This is a genomic window from Bacillus sp. UNC438CL73TsuS30 (genome assembly GCF_000482325.1).
Classification (GTDB): domain Bacteria; phylum Bacillota; class Bacilli; order Bacillales; family Cytobacillaceae; genus Neobacillus.
Genome location: NZ_KI535300.1, coordinates 1 through 24,564 on the forward strand (window position 1 = coordinate 1; position 24,564 = coordinate 24,564).

Annotated in this window: 29 protein-coding genes; 23 read left to right on the plus strand and 6 right to left on the minus strand. The window is 38.5% G+C overall.

Annotation, left to right across the window (positions count from 1 at the left end; translation table 11 throughout):
- Positions 1 to 38 precede the first annotated feature (38 nt).
- Together M028_RS32480 and M028_RS0127775 are read right to left on the minus strand one after the other, a co-directional pair.
- Positions 39 to 1,369, minus strand: a protein-coding gene (locus tag M028_RS32480) for an IS3 family transposase (protein ID WP_231510763.1) whose coding sequence is annotated in 2 segments (ribosomal slippage) — positions 39 to 997 and positions 997 to 1,369 — 1,332 coding nt in all. Because the reading frame shifts where the segments join, the coding sequence is not laid out codon by codon here.
- A gap of 155 nt (positions 1,370 to 1,524) precedes the next feature.
- Positions 1,525 to 1,755 carry a DUF378 domain-containing protein gene (locus M028_RS0127775; protein WP_026576750.1) on the minus strand — a complete coding sequence of 77 codons (231 nt, stop codon included), beginning with the start codon at positions 1,753 to 1,755 and terminating at the stop codon, positions 1,525 to 1,527.
- A 153-nt stretch (positions 1,756 to 1,908) separates the two neighbouring features.
- Between M028_RS0127775 and M028_RS0127780 the strand changes: the two genes are divergently transcribed.
- From M028_RS0127780 to M028_RS0127790, 3 genes are all read left to right on the plus strand, one after another.
- A complete protein-coding gene (locus tag M028_RS0127780; RefSeq protein WP_026576751.1) occupies positions 1,909 to 3,072 on the plus strand; it encodes an iron-containing alcohol dehydrogenase in 1,164 nt (387 codons plus the stop codon).
- Between the two features lie 145 nt (positions 3,073 to 3,217).
- Positions 3,218 to 4,567 (plus strand): glucose-6-phosphate isomerase, encoded by a 1,350-nt coding sequence (locus tag M028_RS0127785; RefSeq protein ID WP_026576752.1) that lies wholly within the window; start codon positions 3,218 to 3,220, stop codon positions 4,565 to 4,567.
- A 98-nt stretch (positions 4,568 to 4,665) separates the two neighbouring features.
- Entirely contained in the window at positions 4,666 to 5,064 is a 399-nt protein-coding gene (locus tag M028_RS0127790; protein WP_026576753.1) for a YugN-like family protein, read from the plus strand.
- A 3-nt stretch (positions 5,065 to 5,067) separates the two neighbouring features.
- Here M028_RS0127790 and M028_RS0127795 read toward each other — a convergent pair whose 3' ends face one another.
- The gene (locus M028_RS0127795; RefSeq protein ID WP_026576754.1) at positions 5,068 to 6,054 is read right to left on the minus strand and encodes a potassium channel family protein; all 987 of its coding nucleotides are present in this window, start codon (positions 6,052 to 6,054) and stop codon (positions 5,068 to 5,070) included.
- A 201-nt stretch (positions 6,055 to 6,255) separates the two neighbouring features.
- Between M028_RS0127795 and M028_RS32485 the strand changes: the two genes are divergently transcribed.
- From M028_RS32485 to M028_RS0127820, 5 genes are all read left to right on the plus strand, one after another.
- Positions 6,256 to 6,420 carry an aspartyl-phosphate phosphatase Spo0E family protein gene (locus M028_RS32485; RefSeq protein ID WP_155925861.1) on the plus strand — a complete coding sequence of 55 codons (165 nt, stop codon included), beginning with the start codon at positions 6,256 to 6,258 and terminating at the stop codon, positions 6,418 to 6,420.
- Between the two features lie 131 nt (positions 6,421 to 6,551).
- Positions 6,552 to 8,249 carry a DUF6044 family protein gene (locus M028_RS0127805; RefSeq protein ID WP_026576755.1) on the plus strand — a complete coding sequence of 566 codons (1,698 nt, stop codon included), beginning with the start codon at positions 6,552 to 6,554 and terminating at the stop codon, positions 8,247 to 8,249.
- Positions 8,246 to 9,283: a glycosyltransferase family 2 protein gene (locus M028_RS0127810; RefSeq protein ID WP_026576756.1), complete on the plus strand. Its 1,038-nt coding sequence runs from the start codon at positions 8,246 to 8,248 to the stop codon at positions 9,281 to 9,283. The genes M028_RS0127805 and M028_RS0127810 overlap by 4 nt, the downstream gene beginning before the upstream one ends.
- A 112-nt stretch (positions 9,284 to 9,395) precedes the next feature.
- The gene (locus tag M028_RS0127815) at positions 9,396 to 10,019 is read left to right on the plus strand and encodes a LysE family translocator (protein WP_026576757.1); all 624 of its coding nucleotides are present in this window, start codon (positions 9,396 to 9,398) and stop codon (positions 10,017 to 10,019) included.
- Between the two features lie 131 nt (positions 10,020 to 10,150).
- Entirely contained in the window at positions 10,151 to 11,932 is a 1,782-nt protein-coding gene (locus tag M028_RS0127820) for an adenine deaminase C-terminal domain-containing protein (protein WP_026576758.1), read from the plus strand.
- Between the two features lie 24 nt (positions 11,933 to 11,956).
- Here M028_RS0127820 and M028_RS31235 read toward each other — a convergent pair whose 3' ends face one another.
- Positions 11,957 to 12,961: an MBL fold metallo-hydrolase gene (locus M028_RS31235; RefSeq protein WP_231510912.1), complete on the minus strand. Its 1,005-nt coding sequence runs from the start codon at positions 12,959 to 12,961 to the stop codon at positions 11,957 to 11,959.
- A gap of 293 nt (positions 12,962 to 13,254) precedes the next feature.
- Between M028_RS31235 and M028_RS0127830 the strand changes: the two genes are divergently transcribed.
- From M028_RS0127830 to M028_RS0127880, 11 genes are all read left to right on the plus strand, one after another.
- Complete coding sequence (locus M028_RS0127830) at positions 13,255 to 14,049, plus strand: enoyl-CoA hydratase/isomerase family protein (protein WP_026576759.1); 795 nt, start codon at positions 13,255 to 13,257, stop codon at positions 14,047 to 14,049.
- Positions 14,050 to 14,118: 69 nt separating this feature from the next.
- Complete coding sequence (locus tag M028_RS0127835) at positions 14,119 to 14,568, plus strand: acyl-CoA thioesterase (RefSeq protein ID WP_026576760.1); 450 nt, start codon at positions 14,119 to 14,121, stop codon at positions 14,566 to 14,568.
- A gap of 87 nt (positions 14,569 to 14,655) precedes the next feature.
- Positions 14,656 to 15,534: a PaaX family transcriptional regulator gene (locus M028_RS0127840; protein WP_026576761.1), complete on the plus strand. Its 879-nt coding sequence runs from the start codon at positions 14,656 to 14,658 to the stop codon at positions 15,532 to 15,534.
- Positions 15,535 to 15,560: 26 nt separating this feature from the next.
- Complete coding sequence (locus M028_RS0127845) at positions 15,561 to 16,556, plus strand: MBL fold metallo-hydrolase (RefSeq protein WP_035424969.1); 996 nt, start codon at positions 15,561 to 15,563, stop codon at positions 16,554 to 16,556.
- Positions 16,557 to 16,837: 281 nt separating this feature from the next.
- Positions 16,838 to 17,776 (plus strand): Phenylacetic acid catabolic protein, encoded by a 939-nt coding sequence (locus tag M028_RS0127850; RefSeq protein WP_026576763.1) that lies wholly within the window; start codon positions 16,838 to 16,840, stop codon positions 17,774 to 17,776.
- Entirely contained in the window at positions 17,776 to 18,099 is a 324-nt protein-coding gene (locus M028_RS0127855) for a metal-sulfur cluster assembly factor (RefSeq protein ID WP_026576764.1), read from the plus strand. Before M028_RS0127850 ends, M028_RS0127855 begins: the two co-directional genes overlap by 1 nt.
- Complete coding sequence (locus M028_RS0127860) at positions 18,099 to 18,326, plus strand: hypothetical protein (RefSeq protein ID WP_035424972.1); 228 nt, start codon at positions 18,099 to 18,101, stop codon at positions 18,324 to 18,326. The genes M028_RS0127855 and M028_RS0127860 overlap by 1 nt, the downstream gene beginning before the upstream one ends.
- A 1-nt stretch (position 18,327) precedes the next feature.
- A complete protein-coding gene (locus M028_RS0127865) occupies positions 18,328 to 18,966 on the plus strand; it encodes a Phenylacetic acid catabolic protein (protein ID WP_026576766.1) in 639 nt (212 codons plus the stop codon).
- The gene (locus tag M028_RS33480) at positions 18,959 to 19,135 is read left to right on the plus strand and encodes a PaaD-like zinc ribbon domain-containing protein (RefSeq protein ID WP_197031486.1); all 177 of its coding nucleotides are present in this window, start codon (positions 18,959 to 18,961) and stop codon (positions 19,133 to 19,135) included. The genes M028_RS0127865 and M028_RS33480 overlap by 8 nt, the downstream gene beginning before the upstream one ends.
- 37 nt (positions 19,136 to 19,172) lie before the next feature.
- Complete coding sequence (locus M028_RS0127875; RefSeq protein WP_026576767.1) at positions 19,173 to 19,970, plus strand: enoyl-CoA hydratase/isomerase family protein; 798 nt, start codon at positions 19,173 to 19,175, stop codon at positions 19,968 to 19,970.
- Between the two features lie 121 nt (positions 19,971 to 20,091).
- Positions 20,092 to 21,669: a benzoate-CoA ligase family protein gene (locus tag M028_RS0127880; RefSeq protein ID WP_051591291.1), complete on the plus strand. Its 1,578-nt coding sequence runs from the start codon at positions 20,092 to 20,094 to the stop codon at positions 21,667 to 21,669.
- A gap of 80 nt (positions 21,670 to 21,749) precedes the next feature.
- On the opposite strand, the gene M028_RS33210 is transcribed toward M028_RS0127880, so the two are convergent.
- Positions 21,750 to 21,911: a hypothetical protein gene (locus M028_RS33210; RefSeq protein ID WP_155925865.1), complete on the minus strand. Its 162-nt coding sequence runs from the start codon at positions 21,909 to 21,911 to the stop codon at positions 21,750 to 21,752.
- Between the two features lie 187 nt (positions 21,912 to 22,098).
- Between M028_RS33210 and M028_RS0127890 the strand changes: the two genes are divergently transcribed.
- Complete coding sequence (locus M028_RS0127890; protein WP_026576769.1) at positions 22,099 to 22,872, plus strand: TraR/DksA C4-type zinc finger protein; 774 nt, start codon at positions 22,099 to 22,101, stop codon at positions 22,870 to 22,872.
- Positions 22,873 to 22,934: 62 nt separating this feature from the next.
- On the opposite strand, the gene M028_RS32490 is transcribed toward M028_RS0127890, so the two are convergent.
- Complete coding sequence (locus tag M028_RS32490) at positions 22,935 to 23,108, minus strand: YozQ family protein (protein WP_081810920.1); 174 nt, start codon at positions 23,106 to 23,108, stop codon at positions 22,935 to 22,937.
- An 88-nt stretch (positions 23,109 to 23,196) separates the two neighbouring features.
- Here M028_RS32490 and M028_RS33215 point away from each other — a divergent pair, with 88 nt between their 5' ends.
- The 3 genes from M028_RS33215 to M028_RS33955 all read left to right on the plus strand — a co-directional run bounded on the left by M028_RS33215 (position 23,197) and on the right by M028_RS33955 (position 24,553).
- The gene (locus M028_RS33215; RefSeq protein ID WP_155925867.1) at positions 23,197 to 23,334 is read left to right on the plus strand and encodes a hypothetical protein; all 138 of its coding nucleotides are present in this window, start codon (positions 23,197 to 23,199) and stop codon (positions 23,332 to 23,334) included.
- A 110-nt stretch (positions 23,335 to 23,444) separates the two neighbouring features.
- Complete coding sequence (locus M028_RS0127905; RefSeq protein WP_026576770.1) at positions 23,445 to 24,341, plus strand: cation diffusion facilitator family transporter; 897 nt, start codon at positions 23,445 to 23,447, stop codon at positions 24,339 to 24,341.
- An 80-nt stretch (positions 24,342 to 24,421) separates the two neighbouring features.
- On the plus strand, positions 24,422 to 24,553 hold the full coding sequence (locus tag M028_RS33955; protein ID WP_269320967.1) for a hypothetical protein: 132 nt from the start codon (positions 24,422 to 24,424) through the stop codon (positions 24,551 to 24,553).
- The last annotated feature ends 11 nt before the right edge of the window (positions 24,554 to 24,564 follow it).

Genomic DNA, 24,564 nt, shown 5'->3' on the forward strand with positions numbered 1-24,564 from the left:
TAATGTGTACCCTTTGTAAAGGACATTTTAAAAAAAGGTCAGGCAACTTGAAGAAGATGATCTCTGTATTGAACAGGGGTCATCTTTTTTAGGTTCCATTGATACCTGTTATGATTATAGTAAGTAATATACTTGTTTATTTCTCGTTTTAGTTCATCTAAAGTTTTACATGACTTTATTTTGGCCTCGTCTTTAAGGTGACCAAAGAATGATTCTATTGGTGCGTTGTCCCAACAGTTCCCTCGTCTGGACATGGACTGACGTATCCCTAGTTTCTTGACGAGCTTTTGGAAATCAGGGTGGGTATAGTGAGTCCCTTGGTCTGAATGGATCAAGGCATCTTTTGCTTTCTTAAAGTTTCGATTTTTTTTTAGCTTGTGTAAAGTGTTAGTGGCTAGTTCCATAGTGATACGGTCTGATATATGTTTAGCCAGGATTTGCCCCGTTGATCCGTCCTTAATAACTGATAAGTAAGCTCTTTGTCCATTCTGATAATTTAGATAAGTGATATCGGTAAGTAGTATTTTGCCAGGAATCTCCTGCTTAAATTGACGGTTTAACAGGTTTGGCACTACACGATGTTCTTGTGTTGCTTTCATCATTCTTTTGTATGGATTTGCTTTTCTAATAGGGCAGATGATACCGTGTTTTTTCATAATTCTTCGGATTCGTTTCAAATTGTAGACACACTGAAATTGACCCGCCAATGTCATTTTGATTTGACGTGCCCCTTTCAAACGACCTTTAAAGTGAAATGCTTTTAAAATCAATTCCTTTGCCGCTGCATCCTTTTCACCTTTGCGTTTTCTTTGGTCTCTAGACTTCTGTGAGAAATAGTTATAATAACCACTACGTGAAACACCAGATATCTTACAAAGGTATTTCACCATATGTTTTAGATGGAATTTTTCAATAACTGAGTCAATCAGAATGAATTTCTGGCTAGCTGGGACTTTTACTTTATCAGCCCCCTTTCTGCCATACGAATCTTTTTTAAAAGTTCATTCTCAGCCTTCAAAAGGTTAATTTGTGCCTCTAACCTAGCGTTTTGTTCTTCAAGCGACAGTTCATTAATTCGAGGTCTGCCTAAGTTTTCACCACGACTGTCTTTAAGACCTAAGACACCTTCTTTTTCATAGGCTTTTCTCCAACGCTCAGAAGACGATTTAATTCTTTTTACCCCTAAAATATTAACATCAAATCCCGCTTCCTCAAAAATCTCTCTTGGAAACTTTCCTTTATGATGTTCCGAAATAAAAAGTTGCTTAAATTCATCAGAATAGGTAATACCCTTTGAACTAACCGATTTTACATATGGATTCCTAGATAATATTGCAATCTCTTTCTCTGTAAAAACTTTCTTAGACATAAAACTTCCCCAATATAGATTATTTTTATTAATTATACAAAAAAGTACCCTATAGAGAGACCTTTTTTCAAAGTGTCTATTCTATAGGGTACATTTTAAAATGGCAAGGATTTTTCTTTTTTGTTCAGCTTTAGCACCTGGAATCTCCGATTTTTTTACCTTGTTTCTGTTTCAGGTGACTTTTCAAATTGTTCATTTGCTTTGAATAAAAGGCCAAGATTTAAAAGTCCGGCTACTCCAACTAATCCATAGATAATCCGTGCGAGGGCGGTATTTTGGCCGCCAAATATGGCTGCCACAAGGTCAAATTGGAAAAACCCAATTAATCCCCAGTTTATCGCACCGATTATGGTAAGTACTAAGGCGATCCGCTGCAGAGAACCCATTATGTAGATTCCTCCTTAATTTATTAATTCCTATCTTTAGATTGAAGCAATTCCCAAAATTATATTCGTTTTTTCTTTTTGAAACATAAAACTAGTTTTTTGCAATTAACATCATAATAATAAATAATGAAGAAGGAAAAGGAGTTGAGATTTATGGAGAATTTTACTTTTTGGAATCCAACGAAATTGATTTTTGGAAAAGGGCAAATCGAACAATTAAAAAACGAGGTTCCGAACTACGGACATAAGGTTTTACTGGTGTATGGAGGCGGAAGTATTAAACGAAGCGGCCTTTATAATCAAGTATTAGATATATTAAAAGAACTAAATTGTGAGGTTTTTGAGCTTCCAGGTGTGGAACCGAATCCCCGTTTATCAACGGCTAGAAAAGGTGTAGAAATTTGTAAACAAGAAGGAATCGAACTCCTATTAGCCGTTGGCGGAGGGAGTGTAATTGATTGCACAAAGCTGATTGCTGCCGGGGCTAAGTATGACGGGGATGCCTGGGATTTAGTAACTAAAAAGGCAATTGCCACTGATGCACTGCAATTCGGGACGGTCTTAACACTTGCTGCAACTGGTTCCGAAATGAACTCAGGTTCTGTGATCACGAACTGGGAAACAAAGGAGAAGTATGGGTGGGGAAGTCCAGCCACATTCCCGAAATTTTCAATTTTAGATCCAGTTCATACTTTTACGGTCCCAAAAAATCAAACCGTTTATGGGATTGTTGATATAATGTCACATACTATGGAGCATTATTTTCATCTTGAAGAAAGTACGGATTTTCAAGACCGCATGTGCGAGTCATTATTAATTACAATAATGGAAACAGCGCCTAAATTATTGGCCGACCTTGAAAATTATGAATACAGAGGAACGGTTCTTTACTGTGGAACAATGGCATTAAACGGCATCCTTAATATGGGCTACCGCGGGGATTGGGCTACCCACAATCTGGAGCATGCCGTTTCAGCCGTTTATGATATTCCGCATGGCGGCGGTCTTGCCATCCTCTTTCCTAACTGGATGAAGCATAATCTTAACGTTAAACCTGAACGTTTCGAACAGCTTGCTGTCCGGGTATTTGGAGTAAACCCGGAAGGAAAGAGTGCGGAGGAGGCTGGTCTGGAAGGAATTCAAAAACTGCGTGACTTCTGGAACAGTCTCGGAGCCCCATCACGTCTGGCAGATTACCAAATTGATGATAGCAAAATTGACCTGATGGCTGACAAGGCAATGGTATATGGTGATTTTGGTAATTTTAAAAAGTTAAACAGGGAAGATACTTTAGCCATTTATCGTAGTTCATTATAAGCTCCAAAGGCCCAGGCAACGAATGCCTGGGTTTTAAAAAATCTGTCGAAAATGGACGCGCTTTCATTGTGTGCCCGTTCTTGATTATCACCCCGGCATTCGTTAAAGTGGTTATTGAAAATAAATTTACTGGAGGATCCTACATATGACACACGTTCGCTTTGACTATTCAAAAGCATTAACCTTTTTTGGGGAACATGAACTTACATATTTACGTGATGCTGTGAAAGTTGCACACCATTCTCTTCATGAAAAAACAGGGGCAGGAAGCGACTTTTTAGGGTGGATTGACCTTCCAACTGAATATGACAAAGAAGAGTTTTCCAGGATCCAGAAAGCTGCAGGAAAAATTAAATCCGATTCAGATGTTTTACTTGTAATTGGAATTGGCGGTTCATACCTTGGGGCTCGTGCAGCGATTGAAATGTTAAACCATAGCTTCTACAATGCCCTTCCTAAGGAAAAACGGACTACACCTCAAATTATTTTTGTCGGCAACAACATCAGTTCTAGTTATATGAAAGATGTCATGGACTTGCTGGATGGCAAAGACTTTTCAATCAATGTTATCTCTAAATCTGGGACAACGACAGAACCGGCAATTGCATTCCGGATCTTCCGCAAGCTGTTGGAGGAAAAATACGGCAGGGAAGAAGCTCGTAAAAGAATTTTTGCAACCACTGATAAGGCAAGAGGTGCGTTGAAAACATTATCCAATGAAGAAGGCTATGAAACGTTTGTGATTTCGGATGATGTCGGAGGTCGATATTCTGTTTTAACAGCGGTCGGTCTTCTGCCAATTGCGGTAAGCGGGGCAAACATTGAAAAAATGATGGAGGGGGCAGCACAAGCCCAAGAAGACTTTAGCCATTCTGAACTTGAAGATAATGCAGCCTATCAATATGCTGCTGTAAGGAATGCTCTGTATAATAAAGGCAAAACGATTGAAATGCTCATCAACTATGAGCCGGGACTTCAATATTTTTCAGAATGGTGGAAGCAGTTATTTGGCGAAAGTGAAGGCAAGGACCAAAAAGGAATTTTTCCTTCGTCCGCTAATTTTTCAACTGATTTACATTCACTAGGACAATATGTTCAGGAAGGGCGCCGCGATTTATTTGAAACGGTTATCAAGGTTGAACAGCCACGCCATGAATTGACCATTGAAAAGGCAGATAATGATTTAGATGGCTTGAATTATCTTGCCGGACAAACGGTTGATTTTGTGAATAATAAAGCCTTTGAAGGAACGATGCTCGCCCACACAGATGGCGGAGTACCAAACTTAATTGTGACCATCCCATCTCTCGATGAATACACATTTGGCTATCTTGTTTATTTCTTTGAAAAGGCCTGTGCAATGAGCGGTTATTTACTTGGAGTGAATCCATTTGACCAGCCGGGTGTTGAGGCATACAAGGTAAACATGTTTGCCTTATTAGGGAAACCAGGATTTGAGGAGAAAAAAGCCGAGCTTGAAAAGCGGTTAAAATAACAAAAAGAGAGTGCTGAAAATAAACCGGCACTCTCTTTTTGTTTTGAATTTCTTCCTGTTGGAGAAACTATCTTCATTGAAGATAAGGAGGTTTTAAAATGATTGATTTACCATCAAAGGTAGAAGGGCACAAGTTTGATTTATATAAGCTGGAACAAAAATTAAAACCAATCGGATATACCATTGGCGGAAACTGGGATTATGATCATGGGGCATTTGATTACAAAATCGATGGTGAAGACGGGTATGAATTTCTAAGACTTCCATTCCAAGCGGTTGACGGACAGCTTGATGCAAATAATTGTACAGTTGAATTAGGGAGACCCTTTCTCTTATCCCATGAATACCAATCGGACATCGATGAACGTGTCGATTCGGCAGGGACCTTTAATCAATTTCAGGAACCTGTTGATAAAGATGCCAGTTTTCCTACTCAGTTTATTGACAATGGCAAAGCACTTGTACAAGAATTAGAATCAGTTTTATTATCAGAGTAGGGATTATTTAAAGATTAACAGTAAATCATGTTTTTCTATTCTGAGGGAGTGGGAAGGATTTAAAATGGTTTCTTCCCCTCTTTTGATCCCCATTACTAAATTTCCTTTTATTAAATGATGATGACAGACCTCTATGAAGGTTTTTCCCATTTCATTTTCATTTACAGTGTTGGCGGACAATCTGCTTTCCTGTAATTGATGGACGAAATCAGATAAAAGACCATCCCCATTGGAATGAAGACTGTTTACCATAAACACACTTGTTAATTTATTGGATTGAATGACTTCGTCTGCTCCTGCTCTAAGGGCATTTACCACTTGTTCCGCAGTTAAGATTTCCACAATACATTTTACCTTTGAACACAAGCCTTTAATGGTTAATAAGGTTAAAATACTGTTCATATCGGCTTGAAGTTCATCATTTCCCCGATCGGCCGTTATCAAAACCTTTTCTGCCACCGATATATTACTTTTTGTAATCGTTTCGTCAACATGACCCTTGCCTTGAATAAAGTGGACAAATTTTGAATGCACCGGGTTTGCTTCAAGAGTTTCGTCAATTAAAACAACCGTTTGCGGAGAAGTGGTACGGGTGATCTTATCAATCAACTCTCTTGACCTTTCATTCCAGCCAATGATGATAATATGGCCTTCTCCTTTAAATGCAATTTTTCCTTCGGATAAGGCATCCTGTTTTGTCACAGCAGCTGCTGCTAAGGTTCCGAAATAAGAGGAAACAATACCGGCGCCAAGCAAAATGAGAACTAAGGCGACAAACCTGCCCAAAAGGGAATGTGGAACATAATCCCCATACCCTACTGTTGTGCCGGTAATAATCGCCCACCAAATACCATCAAATATAGAAGGGAAGGTTTTAGGCTCGACAAAATGTATAGAAATTCCAAATAGTAGAAACACTAGTAAGGCAATTAATAGGATTCGAATTAAGAGAGGTAATCTTAAAAAACTAATATAAACACGGTTTGGCATGTTCTCACCCCGATCCTCGATTCTATTCCATTATTGACGTAAAGAAGGCTAATCTAATCAGGTATCTATATTTTCTTTTGCTAATTTGTCACAAAAAAATTACCTTTTTCATGGATTATTCTATTGTAAACGTTTGAAAAATCGAATAAATTATGAATAATAGTATGCAATCAGAATCAACATGAAATGGGGTCTGAGGATATGAATATTACCGCAAACGCACTATTATCCAATATTGAAAAAACAAGATTAGAAATGATTCTATTAGCGCATCAGTTTGGATATTCTAATCCCCATGTGGTTCAATGCAGTCAAAAACTCGACCTTTTGCTAAATGATTATAGTAAAAAGATAAATATGAATTAAAAAACCTTCCTGGTCTTAGGAAGGTTTTTCTTCTTATTAGGAGGATGAAAAGTTTTCCAATCATATGAAAGGGATAATTTTCTTCTAGGATGCAAAATTTAACTATAATTAAAAATTTTGAGGTGTAGCAGGTGTTTAGTGAAACGAAAAAGGAGCAAAAGTTGATTTTTTTTGCTTTATTAGTTCTGGCAATTTATTTATCCCCGCTTTTTATTCTACAGGAAAATGCCCATATCCGTGTTCACGATAATTTAGATTCAAATTTGGCGTGGTATAAGGTGCTGGCAAAAAGCGGAGAAATGTTCGGCCCGGTAAATGGGATGATTCCTCAAATTATTAATGGAGTACCAAGAAATACATTCGGAACAGAGTTTAGCCTGATTGTCTGGCTATATGCTCTATTTCCAACGATGATTGCCTACGGAATCAGCCAAGCCATTACAAGGGTTGTTGCTTTTTTTGGAATGTATTTGCTTCTAAAGAAACATTTTCTGCCGGGGGATAACTGGAGTTTTTATCAAGTAAGTGCTGCATTAGCCTTCGCCCTAACCCCTTTTTGGCCGTCGGGAATGTTAAGTACGTTGGGCATGCCTCTTGCCCTTTGGGCTTTTCTAAATATCCGTAAGGCACAAGGAACAGCCAAAGATTACGTAACACTTACGTTGCTACCGTTATATTCAAGCATTGTTCTAGGATTTTTCTTTTTTTTAAGTGCAATGGGAATTTTTTGGCTGGTTGATGTGATAAGAAGGAAAGGGTGGAATCTACGTTTTTTATTTTCCATCGTATACATGATCTTCATTTTCATGATTGTAGAATACCGTTTAGTGTATTCCTTTTTATTCGTTTCTGAAGGAAATAGCAGGGATGAATACTTCCATGCTCAATTACCTTTATGGCGGGCGATTCGACTGACATTTAAAAACTATGTGCTGGGGCATACCCATGTCATGACTGTACATACTCTTTTTATCCTCCCTGCGACATTTATTGCTTTGTATTTTATTTATAAGAAAAAAATATGGAAACAAGAAAAGCTCTACGTATTCTTATTCATTTTAAATTTTGCCTTGTCCCTTTGGTATGCCTTTTGGTTTTACAAGGGGTGGCTGCCAATCACAAAGCGGTTTCATTTTATGGATACGTTTAACTTTGCTCGCTACCATTTCCTTCGGCCGCTCGTCATTTACGCCAGTTTCGCTCTTGCCTTAAAAGTTATTTCGCTTCAAGGAAAAAGCTGGGCTAAAACGGCTAAATGGTTTGTTGTACTGCAACTGCTGGTTTTAGGGTTATTTAACGATGAAATTATTTACCATCAGAAACCGACAGTAAAAGAATTTTATGCAGAGGACTTGTTCAAGGAGGTAAAAGAATACATCGGTCTTCCACAGAAGAATTACAGGGTTGCCAGTATTGGGATTCACCCGGCTGTATCTCAATACAATGGCTTTTACACGCTTGATACGTACAATAATTTTTATCCGTTAACCTATAAGCATCAATTTCGGAAAATAATTGAAAAGGAATTAGCAAAAAATAAAACAGTTCGTACCTATTTTGACAAATGGGGTGGGCGCTGTTATCTATTCACGGCACAGCTTGGAAAAAGGTACATGATCAAAAAAGACTCAAAAAGGCATTTAAAGGATTTACAGCTTAATACAGCCGTTTTTAATCAATTGGGCGGCCAATATATTTTTTCAGCCTTACCGATTGATAATGCAGAGGAAAATCAACTAAGCCTTGAAAAGGTGTTTAAGTCAAAAACTTCAGCATGGAAAATTTATTTGTATAAAACAATCGAGACATCGGAGGTAATGACTAGATGATTGAAGCAAACCTTACGATTGTGGTTCCTTGCTATAACGAGGAAGAAATCCTGCCCGATACAATTTTCGAATTAAAGCAGCTTTTAGAAAGCTTGAAAGAGGAAAAGCTTGTTTCCTCTTTCAGCAAAATCCTTTTTGTCGATGATGGCAGTAAGGACCGCACCTGGGAAATTATTTATAAAGAAGGTTTGAAAAATGAAGCGATCCGCGGCCTTAAGCTATCTCGAAACGCCGGACACCAAAATGCACTATTAGCGGGTCTTTTTACGGCAAAGGAAACGTCCGACTGTCTAATTACGATTGATGCGGATCTCCAGGATGATATTCAAGTAATCCGGGAATTTATCAAAAAATATCATGAAGGCTGCGAGATTGTTTACGGGGTCCGAAAAGGAAGGGAAACGGATACAATCTTTAAAAGAAGTACGGCACAAGGTTTTTATAAAGTGATGAAAAAAATGGGTGTCGATTTAATTTATAATCATGCTGATTTTCGACTAATGAGCAAAAGGGCAGTAGAGGAACTGGAACGCTTTAAAGAGGTAAATTTATTTTTAAGGGGAATTGTTCCGCTCCTTGGTTTCCGTTCCGATGTTGTTTATTACGACCGGAAAGAACGGCTTGCCGGCGAAACGAAGTATCCATTAAAAAAGATGATTGCCTTTGCCCTTGACGGCATTACTTCTTTCTCCGTGTCTCCGATTCGATTTGTCTTGTTTATCGGCTTTGTATCCTTTTTTATGAGTCTTTTATTTGGGGGGTATTTTTTAACTCTTAAGTTTTTAGGAAATACGCAAACGGGGTGGACCTCGCTTATTACGTCCATTTGGCTGATTGGCGGCTTACAACTCATCGCTATTGGATTGATTGGAGAGTATGTTGGGAAAATCTATAAAGAATCAAAGCAGCGTCCAAAATATATCATTGATATTGATTCCTTTAATTTACCGGTTTCCAGGCACCACTTACTAAATCGAACCCTCGAAGATGACTATTTTAAAAGAGAGCTAAAAAAGGCCACTGAAAGGAACTAAGCTAAAACGGGTTTTTCTGAAAAGGGAAAAACTCGTTTTTTTGTAGTACAACCCATCTTTCCTGAATAAAAATGAGAAGACAGGCTTTATTTTTAGGCAGGGGGAGAGAAAATTGAACATATTTTTAAGCTACATTTTACTGGGATTATCACTAGCCGCACCGATTGGTCCTATTAATGCAGCCCAAATAGACAGGGGCATTCGGAACGGCTTCATGCATGCCTGGTTAATCGGGGTAGGGGCCGTTGTGGCTGACGGGGTTTATATGCTCATCGTTTACATAGGAGTGGTTCAGTTTCTAGAAACACCAATCGTCCAAACCTTTTTATGGCTATTTGGCTGTTTTGTACTTATTTATACTGGAATAGAGAGTATTTTAAAGGCCGGTACACTAAGCTTGGAGTATACACGAAAAAAGGAACCATTGATCAAATCGTTTTTCTCGGGTTTTTTCATGTCAATTTCCAACCCATTAACGATTCTATTTTGGTTAGGGATTTATGGGTCCGTACTAGCAAAAACCGCAGCCACCTCGACTAGCGGAGAATTAATTATTTATAGTACTGCGATATTTATTGGACTTTTATTGTGGGATATTACCATGGCGGGGGTATCGAGCAGCTTTCGTAATTTTTTAACCTCTCGATTATTAGTAATGATTTCTCTTCTTTCCGGACTTTCTTTGATAGGCTTCGGCTTATACTTTGGAATCCAAGCTTTTCAAATATTATTTTAATTATTGGGATAATTTCGATTCGGATGTATTGACAAATAAAACAGCCTCCAATTAATATTATGTTTAATAGACGGTATTTTACGAAGCGTAATACTGTACGGATTAAACTTTTTAAAAATGGGGGGAAGTTTGTGCATTTTACAGCTCAAAGAAGTGAATTAATCGAAGTTGCCAAAGGTGAACGGCCCGCAGATTTATTTATAAAAGGCGGAACGGTTATTAATGTGTATTCAGGGGAATTCTTGAAACTTAATATTGCCGTATATAAGGATTGCATTGCCTATGTGGGATCTAGTGAAACCTCGATTGGACCCGAAACAAAGGTCATTAATGCAGAAGGAAAGTATGTATCCCCTGGGTTTATCGAAGCACATGCCCACCCATGGGTGGTTTATAATCCCATAAGTGTTACGGAGAAAGTACTGTCGTTAGGAACCACCACCACTGTTAATGATAATTTGTTTTTTTATCTACATATGGGGGCAAAGGGATTTAAAGCGATGGCAAACGATTTAAAAGTATTGCCTGGAAATTTCCTCTGGCTGGTCCGGCTTGTTTCACAAGCCGATTATCCGGGTGAACGTGAGTGGTACAATCATAAGGATATACAGGAACTATTGGAACTTGATAATGTTGTAGGATCAGCGGAGGTAACGCGTTGGCCGCTTTTATATCAAGGGGATCCATTTTTACTTGAAACAATGGATTTTATAAAGAAACTAGGTAAGGTTTCTGATGGGCATACAGCGGGCTGCTCTTATGAAAAATTAAACGCGGTTGTGGCATCCGGTGTAACAGCGTGTCATGAAGCAATTACAGCTAAGGAAGCTTTTGACCGCCTAAGACTGGGCATGTGGACGGTGCTCCGCAATAGCTCATTGCGCCCGGATTTAGGGGAGCTTGTCAAACTTATTGTTGACGGGAAGGTGAACACGAGCAGAATCGTAATGACAACGGACGGTCCGCATCCAGGATTTATTGAAAAAGAAGGCTTTGTTGATGGACTTGTCAGACAGGCTGCCCGACTTGGTGTCCCTGTGATGAATGCCATTCAGATGGTCACCATCAATGCAGCAACTTACCTAAGGCTTGATGACTACATTGGAGGTATTGCTCCCGGCAGAAAAGCGGATATTTTGCTGCTTCCGAATTTAGTAGATTTTCAACCTGATATGGTCATTGCATCAGGGGAAATTGTAGCTGAGAATGGAGAATTAAATGTATCTCTTCCCGAAATCGACTGGAATCAATATATTGTAAGGGAACCATTTGCTTTTTCAAAATCGGCCTTGGAAAATTTGAATCTGTACCGCTATCCGCATCCATCTGAAAAGGTTCCTGTGCCAGTTTCGTATTTTAAAAGTAATGTTATTACCCAAAGAAAGGATACGGAACTCCCGTCCGTAAACGGATATGTGGATCTTTCGGACCATGAAGGGCTAGTATATGCTGCTTTAATTGATCGAAGGGGTGAATGGGTCTCAAAGGCGATATTAGAAAGATTTGCCGTAAATCTGGATGGTATGGCCTCTACCTACAATACGACCACTGAGCTTCTCGCGGTCGGAAGAAATCCGGAATCGATGAAAAGAGCGGCAGTAAGAGTCCATGAAATGGGAGGAGGAGTTGTGATTGTCGACGGTGATGAAGTGGTGTTGGAAATCCCGCTGCCGCTGACGGGAATGATGACAACGAATCCAACCTTTTCTGCAGCAGTGAATTACCATGACCAACTTTTGGCCGCTGTACAGGAGCGCGGTTTCCCATTCCATGACATTCTTTATACCTTGTTATTTTTAACCTGTGATTTTCTGCCGGGGCTTCGGTTAGTTCCATATGGTTTATATGAGGTCAAGACAGATGAAATTTTACTGCCTTCAGCACCTTTTAAGACGCTGACTTATCAAAATTAATAATTAAAAAAACAGAAGCAGCCATCAAAACTTGGCTGCTTCTGTTTTTGCTCTTGAACTATTAACCGAGTAGTGCCATACCCCATTTACAAGTTCCTTCTCAATTTTCCCCTGTAATTCAAGATAGTCTAGGTGACCGATGATTTCGGACATGACCAGAGAGAACTGCTCGTAATAAGTATTTTTGTAATAGGCTTCAGCAATTGCACTTCCAGTAGAGTATCCTGACTGAATGAATTGAATCACGCGTTCTGCTTTTTTCTCAATGCGATCAAGCCGTTTTACAATCAATGAATCGGGTTTTTCAATTAGGATGCCATGGCCTGAAAAAACAAGTTCTGCATGAAGGGATAGGCATTTTTTTAAGGAAGCAATCTGCTGTGAAAGAGTTGGAAGTCGAATCCCATATGAGTCTGGCTCTACTAATGCATTACTTGAAATATGCTCAATCAACAAATCACCGGCAAACAACCAGTTTTGTTTTTCATGATAAAAGGCGATTTGGTCCGGAGAATGTCCCGGAACCTCAACGATTTGAAAATTGCCTTTTTGCTTATCCTCAATGGGAATAAGATTAGCTTGAATCATATTTTTTTTATTTTGCTCTATAGCTTTTTTCAAGTAGGCTGTATGGTGTTCCCCCTTCTCCCCACAGCCCATTTCCCTGTAAAGTTTTGAATAAAAATCTACCCTCATTTCCAGGAAGTTTTTGTCCCGTTTTAACCGTGCAATGGAATCTTGGTGACAATATACTGGAATTGGGTTTACTGATGTAATTCTATCCACTAAACCTACATGGTCGATATGATGATGCGTAAGGAGGATTTCTGTAATATCCTTTATCGTAAATCCATTTCTTTTTAGGCCATCCATTAAACCATTCCAACATGCTTCATTATTCCATCCGGCATCAATCAACGAAAGGGATTGATCTTGTTTTACTACATAGAAGTTTACGCTTTTTAATGATGATGGTTCAGGAATCATGATCGGGAAGACCTCAATACAGGATTTATTTAATTCACTCAAAGGTTACACCCCTTTTTATTTTCAAAATTGCGAAATTAATGTAAATTATACCAATGAATCGATGTATCAACAAAGAATACGCATCGTTCCTTTTTATGTTTTTATTACGTTCGTATAAAAAAAGTATAAAGTTAAGGAAACAGAAGAATGTCCATGGAAACGAAAGAAAATTGCAGATTATTTTGCCTAAATGGGCATATTCGTCATTTTAAAAATAATATGAAAGTTGTGTATATTATGTATATAGCACGACAGAAATAAAATCATAATAAAACTTTGAGGAGGATTTTAAATTGACAACAGTAACCGAAACAAAAACATTAACAGTAAAAAAACTAGATGGAGTTGCAGAGGTTCACATTCATGTTAACAAAACGAATGCATATGACTTGGAATATTATAAAGAATTAAACGCAGCCATTGATGACATTCGTTTTGACAGCGATATTAAAGTAGCTGTATTAATGAGTGATATGCCAAAATTCTTCTCAGCCGGTGCAAATATTAATTTCCTAAAAGCAGCAGAGCCGCGCTTTAAAACTCAATTCTGCCTATTCTGTAATGAAACACTTGATAAGATTGCCCGCTCTCCACAAATTTGGATTGCATGTTTGGAAGGGCACACCGTTGGCGGCGGTTTAGAAATGGCGTTAGCTTGCGACTTACGCTTCATGGGTGACCAAGCTGGTAGAATCGGTCTTCCGGAAGTATCTCTTGGAGTATTGGCAGGTACAGGCGGTACACAACGCTTAGCCCGTCAAGTTGGACATTCTAAAGCGCTTGATTTAAACATTACTGGTGAAACATTAACACCTCAAGAAGCTCTTGAAATTAAATTAGTTGATCGAGTTTTCCCACAAGAAGAAACGAGAGCAAAAACATTAGAATATGCACAAAAAGTTGCCAAAAGCGCATCCTATGCAGTTTCCAATATTAAGCTTTCGATTATGAATGGTAAAGAAATGCCTCTAAATGTGGCAATCCGTTACGAGGGTGAACTACAAAACCTATTATTCCGCTCTCAAGATGCAAAAGAAGGACTAAGCGCATTCATCGATAAACGTGAAGCAAATTGGACTGGGCAGTAAAATACAAAATGGCGATATCGGCAATCGATATCGCCATTTTAATCAAAGAAATCGAAGTGGGGGATTTGGATGCGTTCAAATGAACTGGAGGTTTTAATTAATTGGGGGGACACGGATAAAGCGGGTATTGTTTATTATCCTAACTTTTTTAAATGGTTTGATATTGCAGGACATCAATTTTTTAGAAGTTGTAATCTAGCTCCTGCCAAATTGGAGGAAGAACGAGGAATCATTGTTCCATTACTTGATGTTCAATGCACATTTGAAAAATCATTACTTTACGATGACCTCATCACAATTCATACAAAAGTAGAAGAAATCAATCGGAAAACGATTAAATTGAGGCATGTAATATATAGAGATGGTGTTCGCTGTGCACAGGGGTATGAATTACGAGGCTGGGTAGAAAAATCATCGGAGGGAATCAAGGCTGTTATTATTCCGGAAGATGTTAAAGCCATTCTTAATGAAAATATCGAAACAAAGGCAGATAAAAATAGACCTAGGTTTAATGCATAAGCTAAGACAATCCTCTATAATATTAATGTCTCATTAAGATGATTTACAAAAAATGCGAATACTACTAAGTACTGGATGGTGGCAGCAATGAAACCGAGATCACTAATGTTTACTCTTTATGGAGAATACATTCAATATTATGGAGAAGAAATCTGGGTCGGGAGTTTAATTCAATTAATGAATGGATTTGGTATCTCAGAATCCTCTGTCCGCGGTGCCATTTTAAGAATGGTACAAAAGGATTTATTGCAAGTGAGAAAGAAAGGAAATAAAAGCTATTACTCTGTAACAGAGCTGGGGAGAAGAAGGGTCGAAGACGGGGTAACAAGAGTATATTCAGCCCCTAGATCACATTGGGACGGGAAATGGAGAATTTTAAGTTACTCCTTTCCTGAGGAAAAACGTGAGCTTCGCAATGAAATTCGCAAGGAGCTAACGTGGACTGGATTTGGAATGCTTTCAAATAGTACTTGGGTTAGCCCGAACCCCCTTGAAAATCAAGTAATAGAAATGATTAAAAACTATAAAATAGAAGAAAATGCGATCCTTTTTAGCTCCTCTGACGTTGTTTCTCATCCCAAAGAATGGATTATGGAAAAGGGCTGGGATTTTCAACAGGTTTCCGATAATTACATTCATTTCATTGAAAAATATTCACCTAAATTTGAACAACTGCGTGAAAAGGCGTTGAATAATGAGTTATCAGATGAAGAATGTTTTATTAAGCGAACCACGATTGTTCATGAATATCGAAAGTTCCTTTTTCAGGACCCGGGGTTTCCGCGGGATTTAATGCCTGAGGATTGGGTTGGAGCAAAGGCTAGAGAGTTATTTTGGAATATTCATCAACTAATATCGATTCCTGCTGTCCGCCATTTTGAATCTATTTATGAAGCTGCTCCTGATCGTGATATTAAGCCTCAACGGGACAAGGCCATTAATCCGTTTAAAGAAGTTTATGTGTAGACAGGAAAGCACGTAGGGAGGAAGACATGATAAACACCTTTCAAAACGGTGAAGCTGTAACCATTGAAAAAATTGTTTTTAATGGATATCGCATTGGGATTCCCATCCCTTTTCCGATGAAGTATGTGTATTGCTATCTGTTTAAACAACAGGATGGATATGTTTTAATTGATGTTGGCTACAACAATAAACGTGGAAAAACAGCCTGGAAAGAAGCCTTTCGAGAACTTCATATGGAGCCGGGCGAGATTAAAATGATTTATTTAACCCATTTTCATCCTGATCATGCCGGGCTTGCAGGCTGGATGCACCAATTAACAGGGGCACCTATCTATATGCACAGGATTGATGCCAAAATGATGGAGCATGTTTGGGGAGAAAATAGCAGCCAATCAAGAAACATCAAGGAAATGGTAATTGAACATGGAGCGCCTCAGGCGTTAGCTTGCGAGATTGAAAAACAAATGGATGTATTAGTACATCATGTGCAGCCAATCCCTGCCATTCACACGATTTCTGACCAGGTGGTGTTTGCTAATAAAGAATGGAAGGTCATACATACACCGGGTCATAGTACAGGACACATTTGCTTTTTCCAAGAAGAGGAGCGAGTGTTAATCTCAGGGGATCATATTCTTGAAAAAATTACCCCCAATATTAGTGTGTGGCCAGGAGCGAGCCAGACACCACTTCATGATTATATAAATTCTCTTCATAGAGTAGAAGATTTACAGGCTAGGATAGCCTATACAGCCCATAGAAGTCCGATAGAGAACGTAAATGAGAGGATAAAGGAACTACTGCAGCACCATGAAGAACGGTTAACATCTATTTTGGAGCTGGTACAAAACCGGACAGCTTTTGAAGTTGCCGGGGATCTTTTTGCCCATAAGGAGCTAACCCCGCACCAATGGCGTTTTGCTATTGCCGAAACAATCGCTCACTTAGACTATTTATCTATTGAAAACCGAGCAGAAAAAATAATGGGATTTCCGATAAAATATGAAAAGTCGAACGAATAAAAAGGACAACACATTTGATATGTGTTGTCCCTTTTTAATTGGTCGTATAAAAAACGTATAAACCTAGGACTGGTTATTAGGATAAATGAAGCCCACCAAGATTTAAAAAGTGAGCTATTGGGAGGGGGACTTGGGAAAACAGGGCTTCAACATAATTAAATTACGTTTTTAATATTATCAGCATAAAAACGTAATAAAGTAATTGACAGATAATTATTAATATTCTATATTATATTATATAAACGGTGTGCAAAAAAACATAATGAAGAAAGGAGCTAAATATGAATCAAGCTGAGGTTTTGTTAGATAAGATTCGAAATGGTTTTGTTCTGGAATGTAAAGAGGACATGAACGAGGAGTACCTTCGTGCCTTAAAACAAACATTAACGATTGTTGGTGATACTGAGCTCTTAAGTGTTCCGCCTTTATTAACGGTATACAATCAAGCTCCCAATCTTAACTATAAGATTACTGCTTTAGCTGTGATCCAAGATGAAATTGGCCATGCCCATATCGCCTACAGGCTATTAGAGGATTTAGGGGAAGATGTGGAGGACCTTCTTTATAAGCGTCCTGCAAATCGCTGGAAAAATCCTTACGCTTTTGATTTTAAATTAGACAACTGGATTGAGCTTGGTGTATTTAATGGGCTATTTGACAGGGCCGGCTACACACTGCTTGGAGATGCATTCGAGAATACCTCTTATGGACCTTGGAAACGTGCATTAGTAAAAGTGGATAAAGAGGAATTGTTTCACCTCCGAAATGGAGAAATCATTATGAAGGCGGGAATGAAAAATCCGGAAACAGCTAAGCAAGTACAGGAAGCTGTTGATTGGATGTTCTTAATGGGCTTAGAGTTCTTCGGTGTTGCTGATAATCTAAAAAGTCGTTCAGCCCAATTAGATTACAAGTTAAAAGGTAGGACAAATGACCAGCTGAGACAAAAATGGCTGTCAACGGCGGTTCCATTCTGTGAATCCATCGGGGTAAAGGTCCCAGCTCACTATGATGAGGAACAAGGCAAGTTTGTCATGGATGTTCCATTTCCTTGTAAATTCGATGCAGAAAATAAAAAATGGCTGATCGATCAGCCGGACACCTGGGAAGGTGTAATCGAACGGTTTAAAAAGCGTGGACCGCAAAATCAAGAGTTCGTAAGACGAATTCAAAAGGGCTTCGATGAAATGGAAGAACTGCGTGCCGAGGAGGTATGTTAATGCTGCAAACAATGGAGACGGAGAAATATTGGGATGCTTTAACTGAGGTCATGGATCCTGAATTTCCAATCAGTGTTGTCGATATGGGATTGATTTACGGAATTACGAAGGTCGATGAACGAAAGCTCGCAGTAAGGATGACCTATACTTCAACAGGTTGTGGCTGTATGCAGTGGATTGAAAACGATATCAAGGAAAGGCTGCTCAAAGAAGAAGATATCGCCGAGGTGGAAATCGAAGTAGTTTGGAGTCCTCCGTGGACCGTTAATAATTTATCTGAAAAAGGAAGAGCAAAACTTAAAACATGGGGGGTAAGTTCATAATGGTCAATAATCAAAAACTAGAATACCTCCTTTTTACCCGTATCAAACGAGGGGATGATTTGATTCAAGTCGGGTCATTTCAAGCGGAAAGTGATGAATTGGCAAAGGTGTATGCACAGTATATTTACGATGAAGAAGACTGGGTTGAAATGCAAGTCGTAAGAAAAGAAGCATTTATTGCTGTACGCCTTCCGGAACCACTATTTGAAAAAGAGGGTGTAAATTAATATGAAAAATCAAAATCTAGTTTCTCTTGTTGAGGTAGCGGAAACGATTGCAGATAACAAATTTATTTTAGGCGATCGTCTTGTTGAAATAGGAATCAGCGGTCCAAACCTGGAAGCAACGCTTTCCTCCATTGCGATGGCGCAAGCAGAACTTGGTCATGCCAGACTGATGTATAAATGGGCAAATGAATTACAGGGGTTAAATGGAACCAAGATTGAAGTGACAGGACAAACAGGCAAAGCATTTCCATCTGTAGTCAATACGACTAATTGGATTGGTTTGATCGCTTGTTTATATGCGGTGAATGTTGCAGTTGATCTTGTTATGAAAGCGATGATCCATACCAATCATTCCAAGGTAAATACCCCATTTAGTAAAATGCTCAAAGAACAAGAGGAACATCTTCTTTATTCAAAAAGCTGGTGTAAACAATTGCTAAATGACACAGGGGCTGTTCCCAAAACCTTCAGGAAGGAAGTAGAAATAGTAACAGTTGAAGTCGGGCAGTGGTTAAGGACTGTGGAAAATGACGAACTATTAATCTCTGAAAAAATATTCACGGAAAATAGTAATCTTACAGCCCTCTTCAAAGAATCCATCGAAAAGCTAACCAGCCTTGGAGATGTACAGCATGTCTGATCAACAAAAACTAATTCAATGTTCATTCTGTTCTTCTGAAGATGTTGAAAAAATATCTTCATTTGGTACAGCACAATTGGTTCGACAGTATTATTGCAACCACTGTCATTCAGTCTTTGAATATATTCGCTGGCAGGCCGCATCTTTGGAAGATAAAAATATTTCATAAAATATATAATATATTAAATTACTTAGGAGGAATTATCATGACTCAAGTCAAATTAAATACTAAAACATTAACGGTAAAAAAAGAAAATGGTGTTGCTGAAGTCCACATCCATGTGAACAAAACAAATGCTTACGATTTGGAGTATTACAAAGAATTGAACGCAGCGATTGATGATATTCGTTTCGATACTGACATCAAAGTAGTCGTGTTAATAAGCGATATGCCGAAATTCTTCTCTGCTGGTGCAAATATCAATTTCTTAAAATCAGCAGAGCCAAGATTTAAAACGCAATTTTGTTTATTCTGTAATGAAACATTAGATAAGATTGCCCGCTCACCGCAAATTTGGATCGCTTGTTTAGAAGGACACACGGTTGGCGGCGGTTTGGAAATGGCGTTAGCTTGTGATTTGCGTTTTATGGGCGACACTGCAGGAAAAATTGGTCTTCCGGAAGTATCCCTAGGAGTATTAGCAGGAACGGGAGGAACACAACGCTTAGCCCGTCTAGTTGGACATTCCAAAGCGCTTGATTTGAATATTACCGGCGAAACTTTAACACCGCAAGAGGCTCTTCAAATCCGATTAGTTGACCGTGTGTTCCCTCAAGAAGAAACCCGTGATAAAACATTGGAATATGCAAGAAAAGTTGCAGAAAGTGCAACATATGCGACTTCCAACATTAAGCTTTCCATCATGAATGGTAAAGAAATGCCGTTAAATGTAGCGATTCGTTATGAAGGAGAATTACAAAATTTATTATTCCGTTCCCAGGATGCAAAAGAAGGATTATCTGCCTTCATCGAAAAACGCCAGCCAGAGTGGTCTGGTCAGTAAGAAGACTGGGTCTAACTTTTTAAAAGAAGGTTAGACCCTCCTTTCGTGTGGATGTGCCCGTTCATTTTCTGTAGTAGATAAATGAGATTTTAGTCTTCAATATACTTCTGGGGGTTAAAGAATGCTAGAATTAGCGAAACAATTAAATGGCATAAAAGATTATTACAATTGTACAACTTTTTTTATCGAAGAGAAGGTTCGTAATGGACTCGGTAATAAAGTGGCAATTTTTTCTGACAGCGATGAAATTACATACCAGGAGCTCCTTTTTAAAGTAAATCAATTTGGAAACGCTCTCAAGAGTATTGGCGTTGAACAGGAAAATCGAATTTTACATGTCATCTATGATTCCCCAGAATTTATCTACTCTTTTTTTGGTGCAACAAAAATTGGAGCCATTCCAATACCTGTCAATACAGCAATGAAACCAAAGGATTATGAGTATTTTTTAAACCACAGTCGTTCAAGGGTCCTGGTCATCCAAGAGGACGTTTGGGAGACCATTAAGGAAAATAGGGATCGATTCATTTTCTTAAAATATATTATTGTTATTTCAGAAACCGGGACCCTCTATGCGGATACCATTGATTATGATGAATTCATCAGTCAAGCCTCTTCTGAGTTGGAAGATGCTGTTACTACCTCTGAAGATCCAGCTTTTTGGCTGTATAGTTCTGGCAGTACTGGCAATCCAAAAGGAGTTGTTCACATTCATAGGAGCATGGAAGTGGCTGTTAAAAACTATGCCGAAAACATTCTGAAAGTAAATGAAAATGATCGGACGTTCTCTGCTTCTAAACTTTATTTTGCTTATGGACTTGGAAATGGAATGTACTTTCCACTTGGAACTGGAGCTTCGACCGTTTTAATGAAAGAGCGGCCAACACCGGAAAATATTTTTAAAACCATTGAAAAAAATAAGCCAACCATCTTTTTTTGTGTACCGACATTATATGGTTCCCTTATTCAGTATGTCGAAAAAACAGGGGTAATTCCAGATCTATCCTCTGTTCGAATATGTGTATCAGCAGGAGAGGCACTTCCGTCCACCTTTATGAAAAAGTGGAAAGAGCTGTTTAACCTTGATATTTTAGATGGAATTGGTTCAACAGAGGCATTGCATATTTTCCTTTCTAACCAGGCACACGATATTAAAGCAGGAAGTACCGGAAAAGTGGTTCCAGGTTATAAGGCTAAAATCGTAAATGAAGAGTCTAAACCAGTGGGTGTTAATGAAATTGGCGATCTGGTGATTCAAGGAGATAGTGTTAGTATTGGGTATTTTTGCAACCTATTAGAAAATCAACGGAAGTTCCATGGTGAGTGGATGTACACAGGAGATAAATATTATCAGGATGAGGAAGGATATTTTTGGTACTGCGGCCGCTCGGATGACATGCTTAAGGTAGGGGGAATTTGGGTTTCACCGATTGAAATAGAATCGACCTTAATTCGTCACGAGTATGTGCTTGAAGTGGCCGTTGTCGGGGCGAAAAATGAGAGTAATCTTGTTTATCCAAAAGCTTATATTGTCTTACGAGATGAGATTGGACCAACGGAAGACTTAAAAACAGAGCTTAAGCTTTTTGTTAAACAAAATCTCGCTCCTTATAAATACCCACGGGAAATTGAATTTATCTCTGAATTACCGAAAACCGCGACCGGAAAAGTACAGCGGTTTAGGTTGAAACAAATGTAATAGTATAGATAGAAATAGCCAGACCTTTGGTTCTGGCTATTTTTAATAAGAATTTGGACTGACGAATGATAAAAAGTGTATTAAATATCTCTGCCCGTTGCCCCAACCGATTTATCGGTATCTTCCGCGCTATTATATTCCGGGTCATTAAGACCTGGTTGCTGTCTTTTTTCACTTCCTAAATAACTTGCCCGATGTTTTTGCTGGATTTTATTAAATTCGTTCCAGTTTTCATTTACCATTAGATTCCCTCTTTTCTTGGCTGCATTTATATTTTTAAGATACTCGGACTAGGGAATCTTATTCAGTTATTCCATGGAAATGTCATTAGGATTTTGATGGAATTAAATTTTCATTACATAAACAATCGTAAAAACATTGAAACTAAATAAGAAAAGCGGAAGCTTCTTTTTGAAAGGGGTTTGAGCAATGCTGTCGACTGAGCAGTTAGCTGAATTACGATTGCAATTGTTAAAGGAAAAAAGCGAAGTGGAAAATAATTTGAAGCAAAATGACCATTTTGGCTTGGAACAAGGGTTTTGGCATGAATCAATGGGGGAATTATCAAGTTATGATAACCATCCGGCTGATCAGGGATCGGCCCTTTATGAGCGCGAAAAGGATATTGCTTTAAAGGAGCATTATGAATTGCAATTAAGCAATATTAACCACGCTCTAGAGGCAATGGAGAATGGAACTTACGGCAAATGTGAGGTTTGCGGCAAGGATATACCAACCGAACGTTTAGAAGCATTACCAAACACCACCTATTGCAAGGAGCATAGTCCTGACCAATTCGTTTCTCATGAGCGCCCGATTGAAGAAGGGGTGTTAATGCCGCCATGGGGTAAATTTGATATGGATAATCAGGACGAAGATGTTGCCTTTGACGCGGAAGACTCCTGGCAGGCTGTTGCCGAATGGGGAACATCTGAAACACCATCTGATTTGGTCAATCCACAAGATGATTACAACGATATTTATATTGAAGCTGATGAAAACATAGGATATGTTGAGGACTATGAAAATTTTACCGGGAACGATATGTATGGCAAAAATATTACCGTTTACCCGAATGCGCAGCATGAACGCTATGAAGATGCACTTGATGAAGAAGGCATTATGACAAGCTTCGGCGATCTTCCTGCATTTGAACATGATGCATATGTAGATAACAATAACAAAAACGAAAGAAATATCTGATTCGATGCCAGACAATATAAAGAAAACAGCTTTCATCAATGAGAGCTGTTTTCTCTGAGTTCTTATTCTTGCTCATTTAAATCGTTTGTTTCAATGACGCCCTCCATATAGGTATCACTTACCTGTTCGTGGGTGGTTGCCAGACCTGATGACAAAGCATCATTTTTTTGATAATCATTTGCATTAAAATTACGTCCTGCGATTTCTGTACTGCCGTTTTGATTTTTTTTAACCATAGAAACCACTCCTTTATTGAAGAATCTTACAGACGTATTTTCTCTTATTGACTGATATTTACTCTAACTATTTTAGGAGTTGAAATTCATGAATAAAAAAGGCTCATTTCCTTCAAGAGAAGAATTAGATCAGGCTTTTCATTTTCTACAGGATGAAATCACCAGAATTTCTGTAGTCGAAGAAGTTGAAATGGTGAAACAGGAAAATAAAGGACAGGTCGAATAATAAATTGTTGAATTTGTCCAACTATGGTTCAAGGGGGCAAGACTTTTTCTCTAGACCCATCCAGGAAAAGTTTGGTATGATTTCAGGAGAATTTTTTGAGGTGGTAGACGATGGAAATGAGAGAAGTTCTTGCTAAAAAAATAGCCTGGATAAGTGTAGTCAGTAATATTGTCCTGACATTTGGGAAAATCTTCATCGGCTGGCTCGGGCATAGTGATGCCGTGTTTGCCGATGGGATTCACTCTGCTGCTGATGTATTTGCTTCCGTCATTGTTTTATTGGTGATAAAAATAGCCAATAAGCCGGCCGATAAAGAACATCCGTATGGACATGGCAAAGCAGAAGTTATTGTTTCCGAGATTATTGGAATTCTGTTGTTTGTCGTAGCCCTATATGTGGTTTATGAAGGAATCAGCGGATTCTTCCATGAGGTTGAAACACCAAGTTATTTAGCAATGTGGGTAGCCGTTTTTTCTTTTTTTGCAAAAATAATTCTTTACCGTTCTTCCTTAAAAGTAGCAGAGAAGCATAGGAGTAAGGCAATCGAAGCAATTGCTTTTGATCATAAGGCTGATATTGTTGCTTCCATCGCAGCAGCTATCGGGGTTCTTATTTCCATTATCGGCGTAAAATTTGATATTCATGTTTTACTTTACGGTGATAAGGTGGCCAGTATTTTTGTTGCCTATTTAATTTTTAAAATCGCGAAAGAAATGATAACGGAAGCATTTGACATCTTACTCGAGAGAAATATTAATAGCGAAATTCTTCAAGAATATATCTCCATTATTTCCGAATTTCCTGAAGTAAGGCGAATAGACCGAATTCGGGCGAGAGAACATGGACATTATATATTGGTGGATTTACGGATTTCCATTGATCATTTTAAAACCATAAAAGAGGGTCACGATCTTTCACATTCGATTAAACAAAAATTGATGGATCATTTTGATAATATTAAGGAAGTGCTGATTCATTTAAATCCATACTTCCCTAAGGAAAAATAAAAACAAAAAAACTGCTTTGTACTTTTTGCCTTTAGGGTTTATGATAAGGAAGGAATAAAAAGTTAAAGGAGTTGATATTTTTGAGTTATTCCATAGACCCGGACCCAAGTAGGCGAGGGGAAGTCAATGTGATCTTTGAATTGATTGAATTGGTTTCTACAAGAATATCAGCTCTTGAAAAGGTTGTTGGCTTCCTCAAAAACGAGCAATGAGGAGGTTTTGA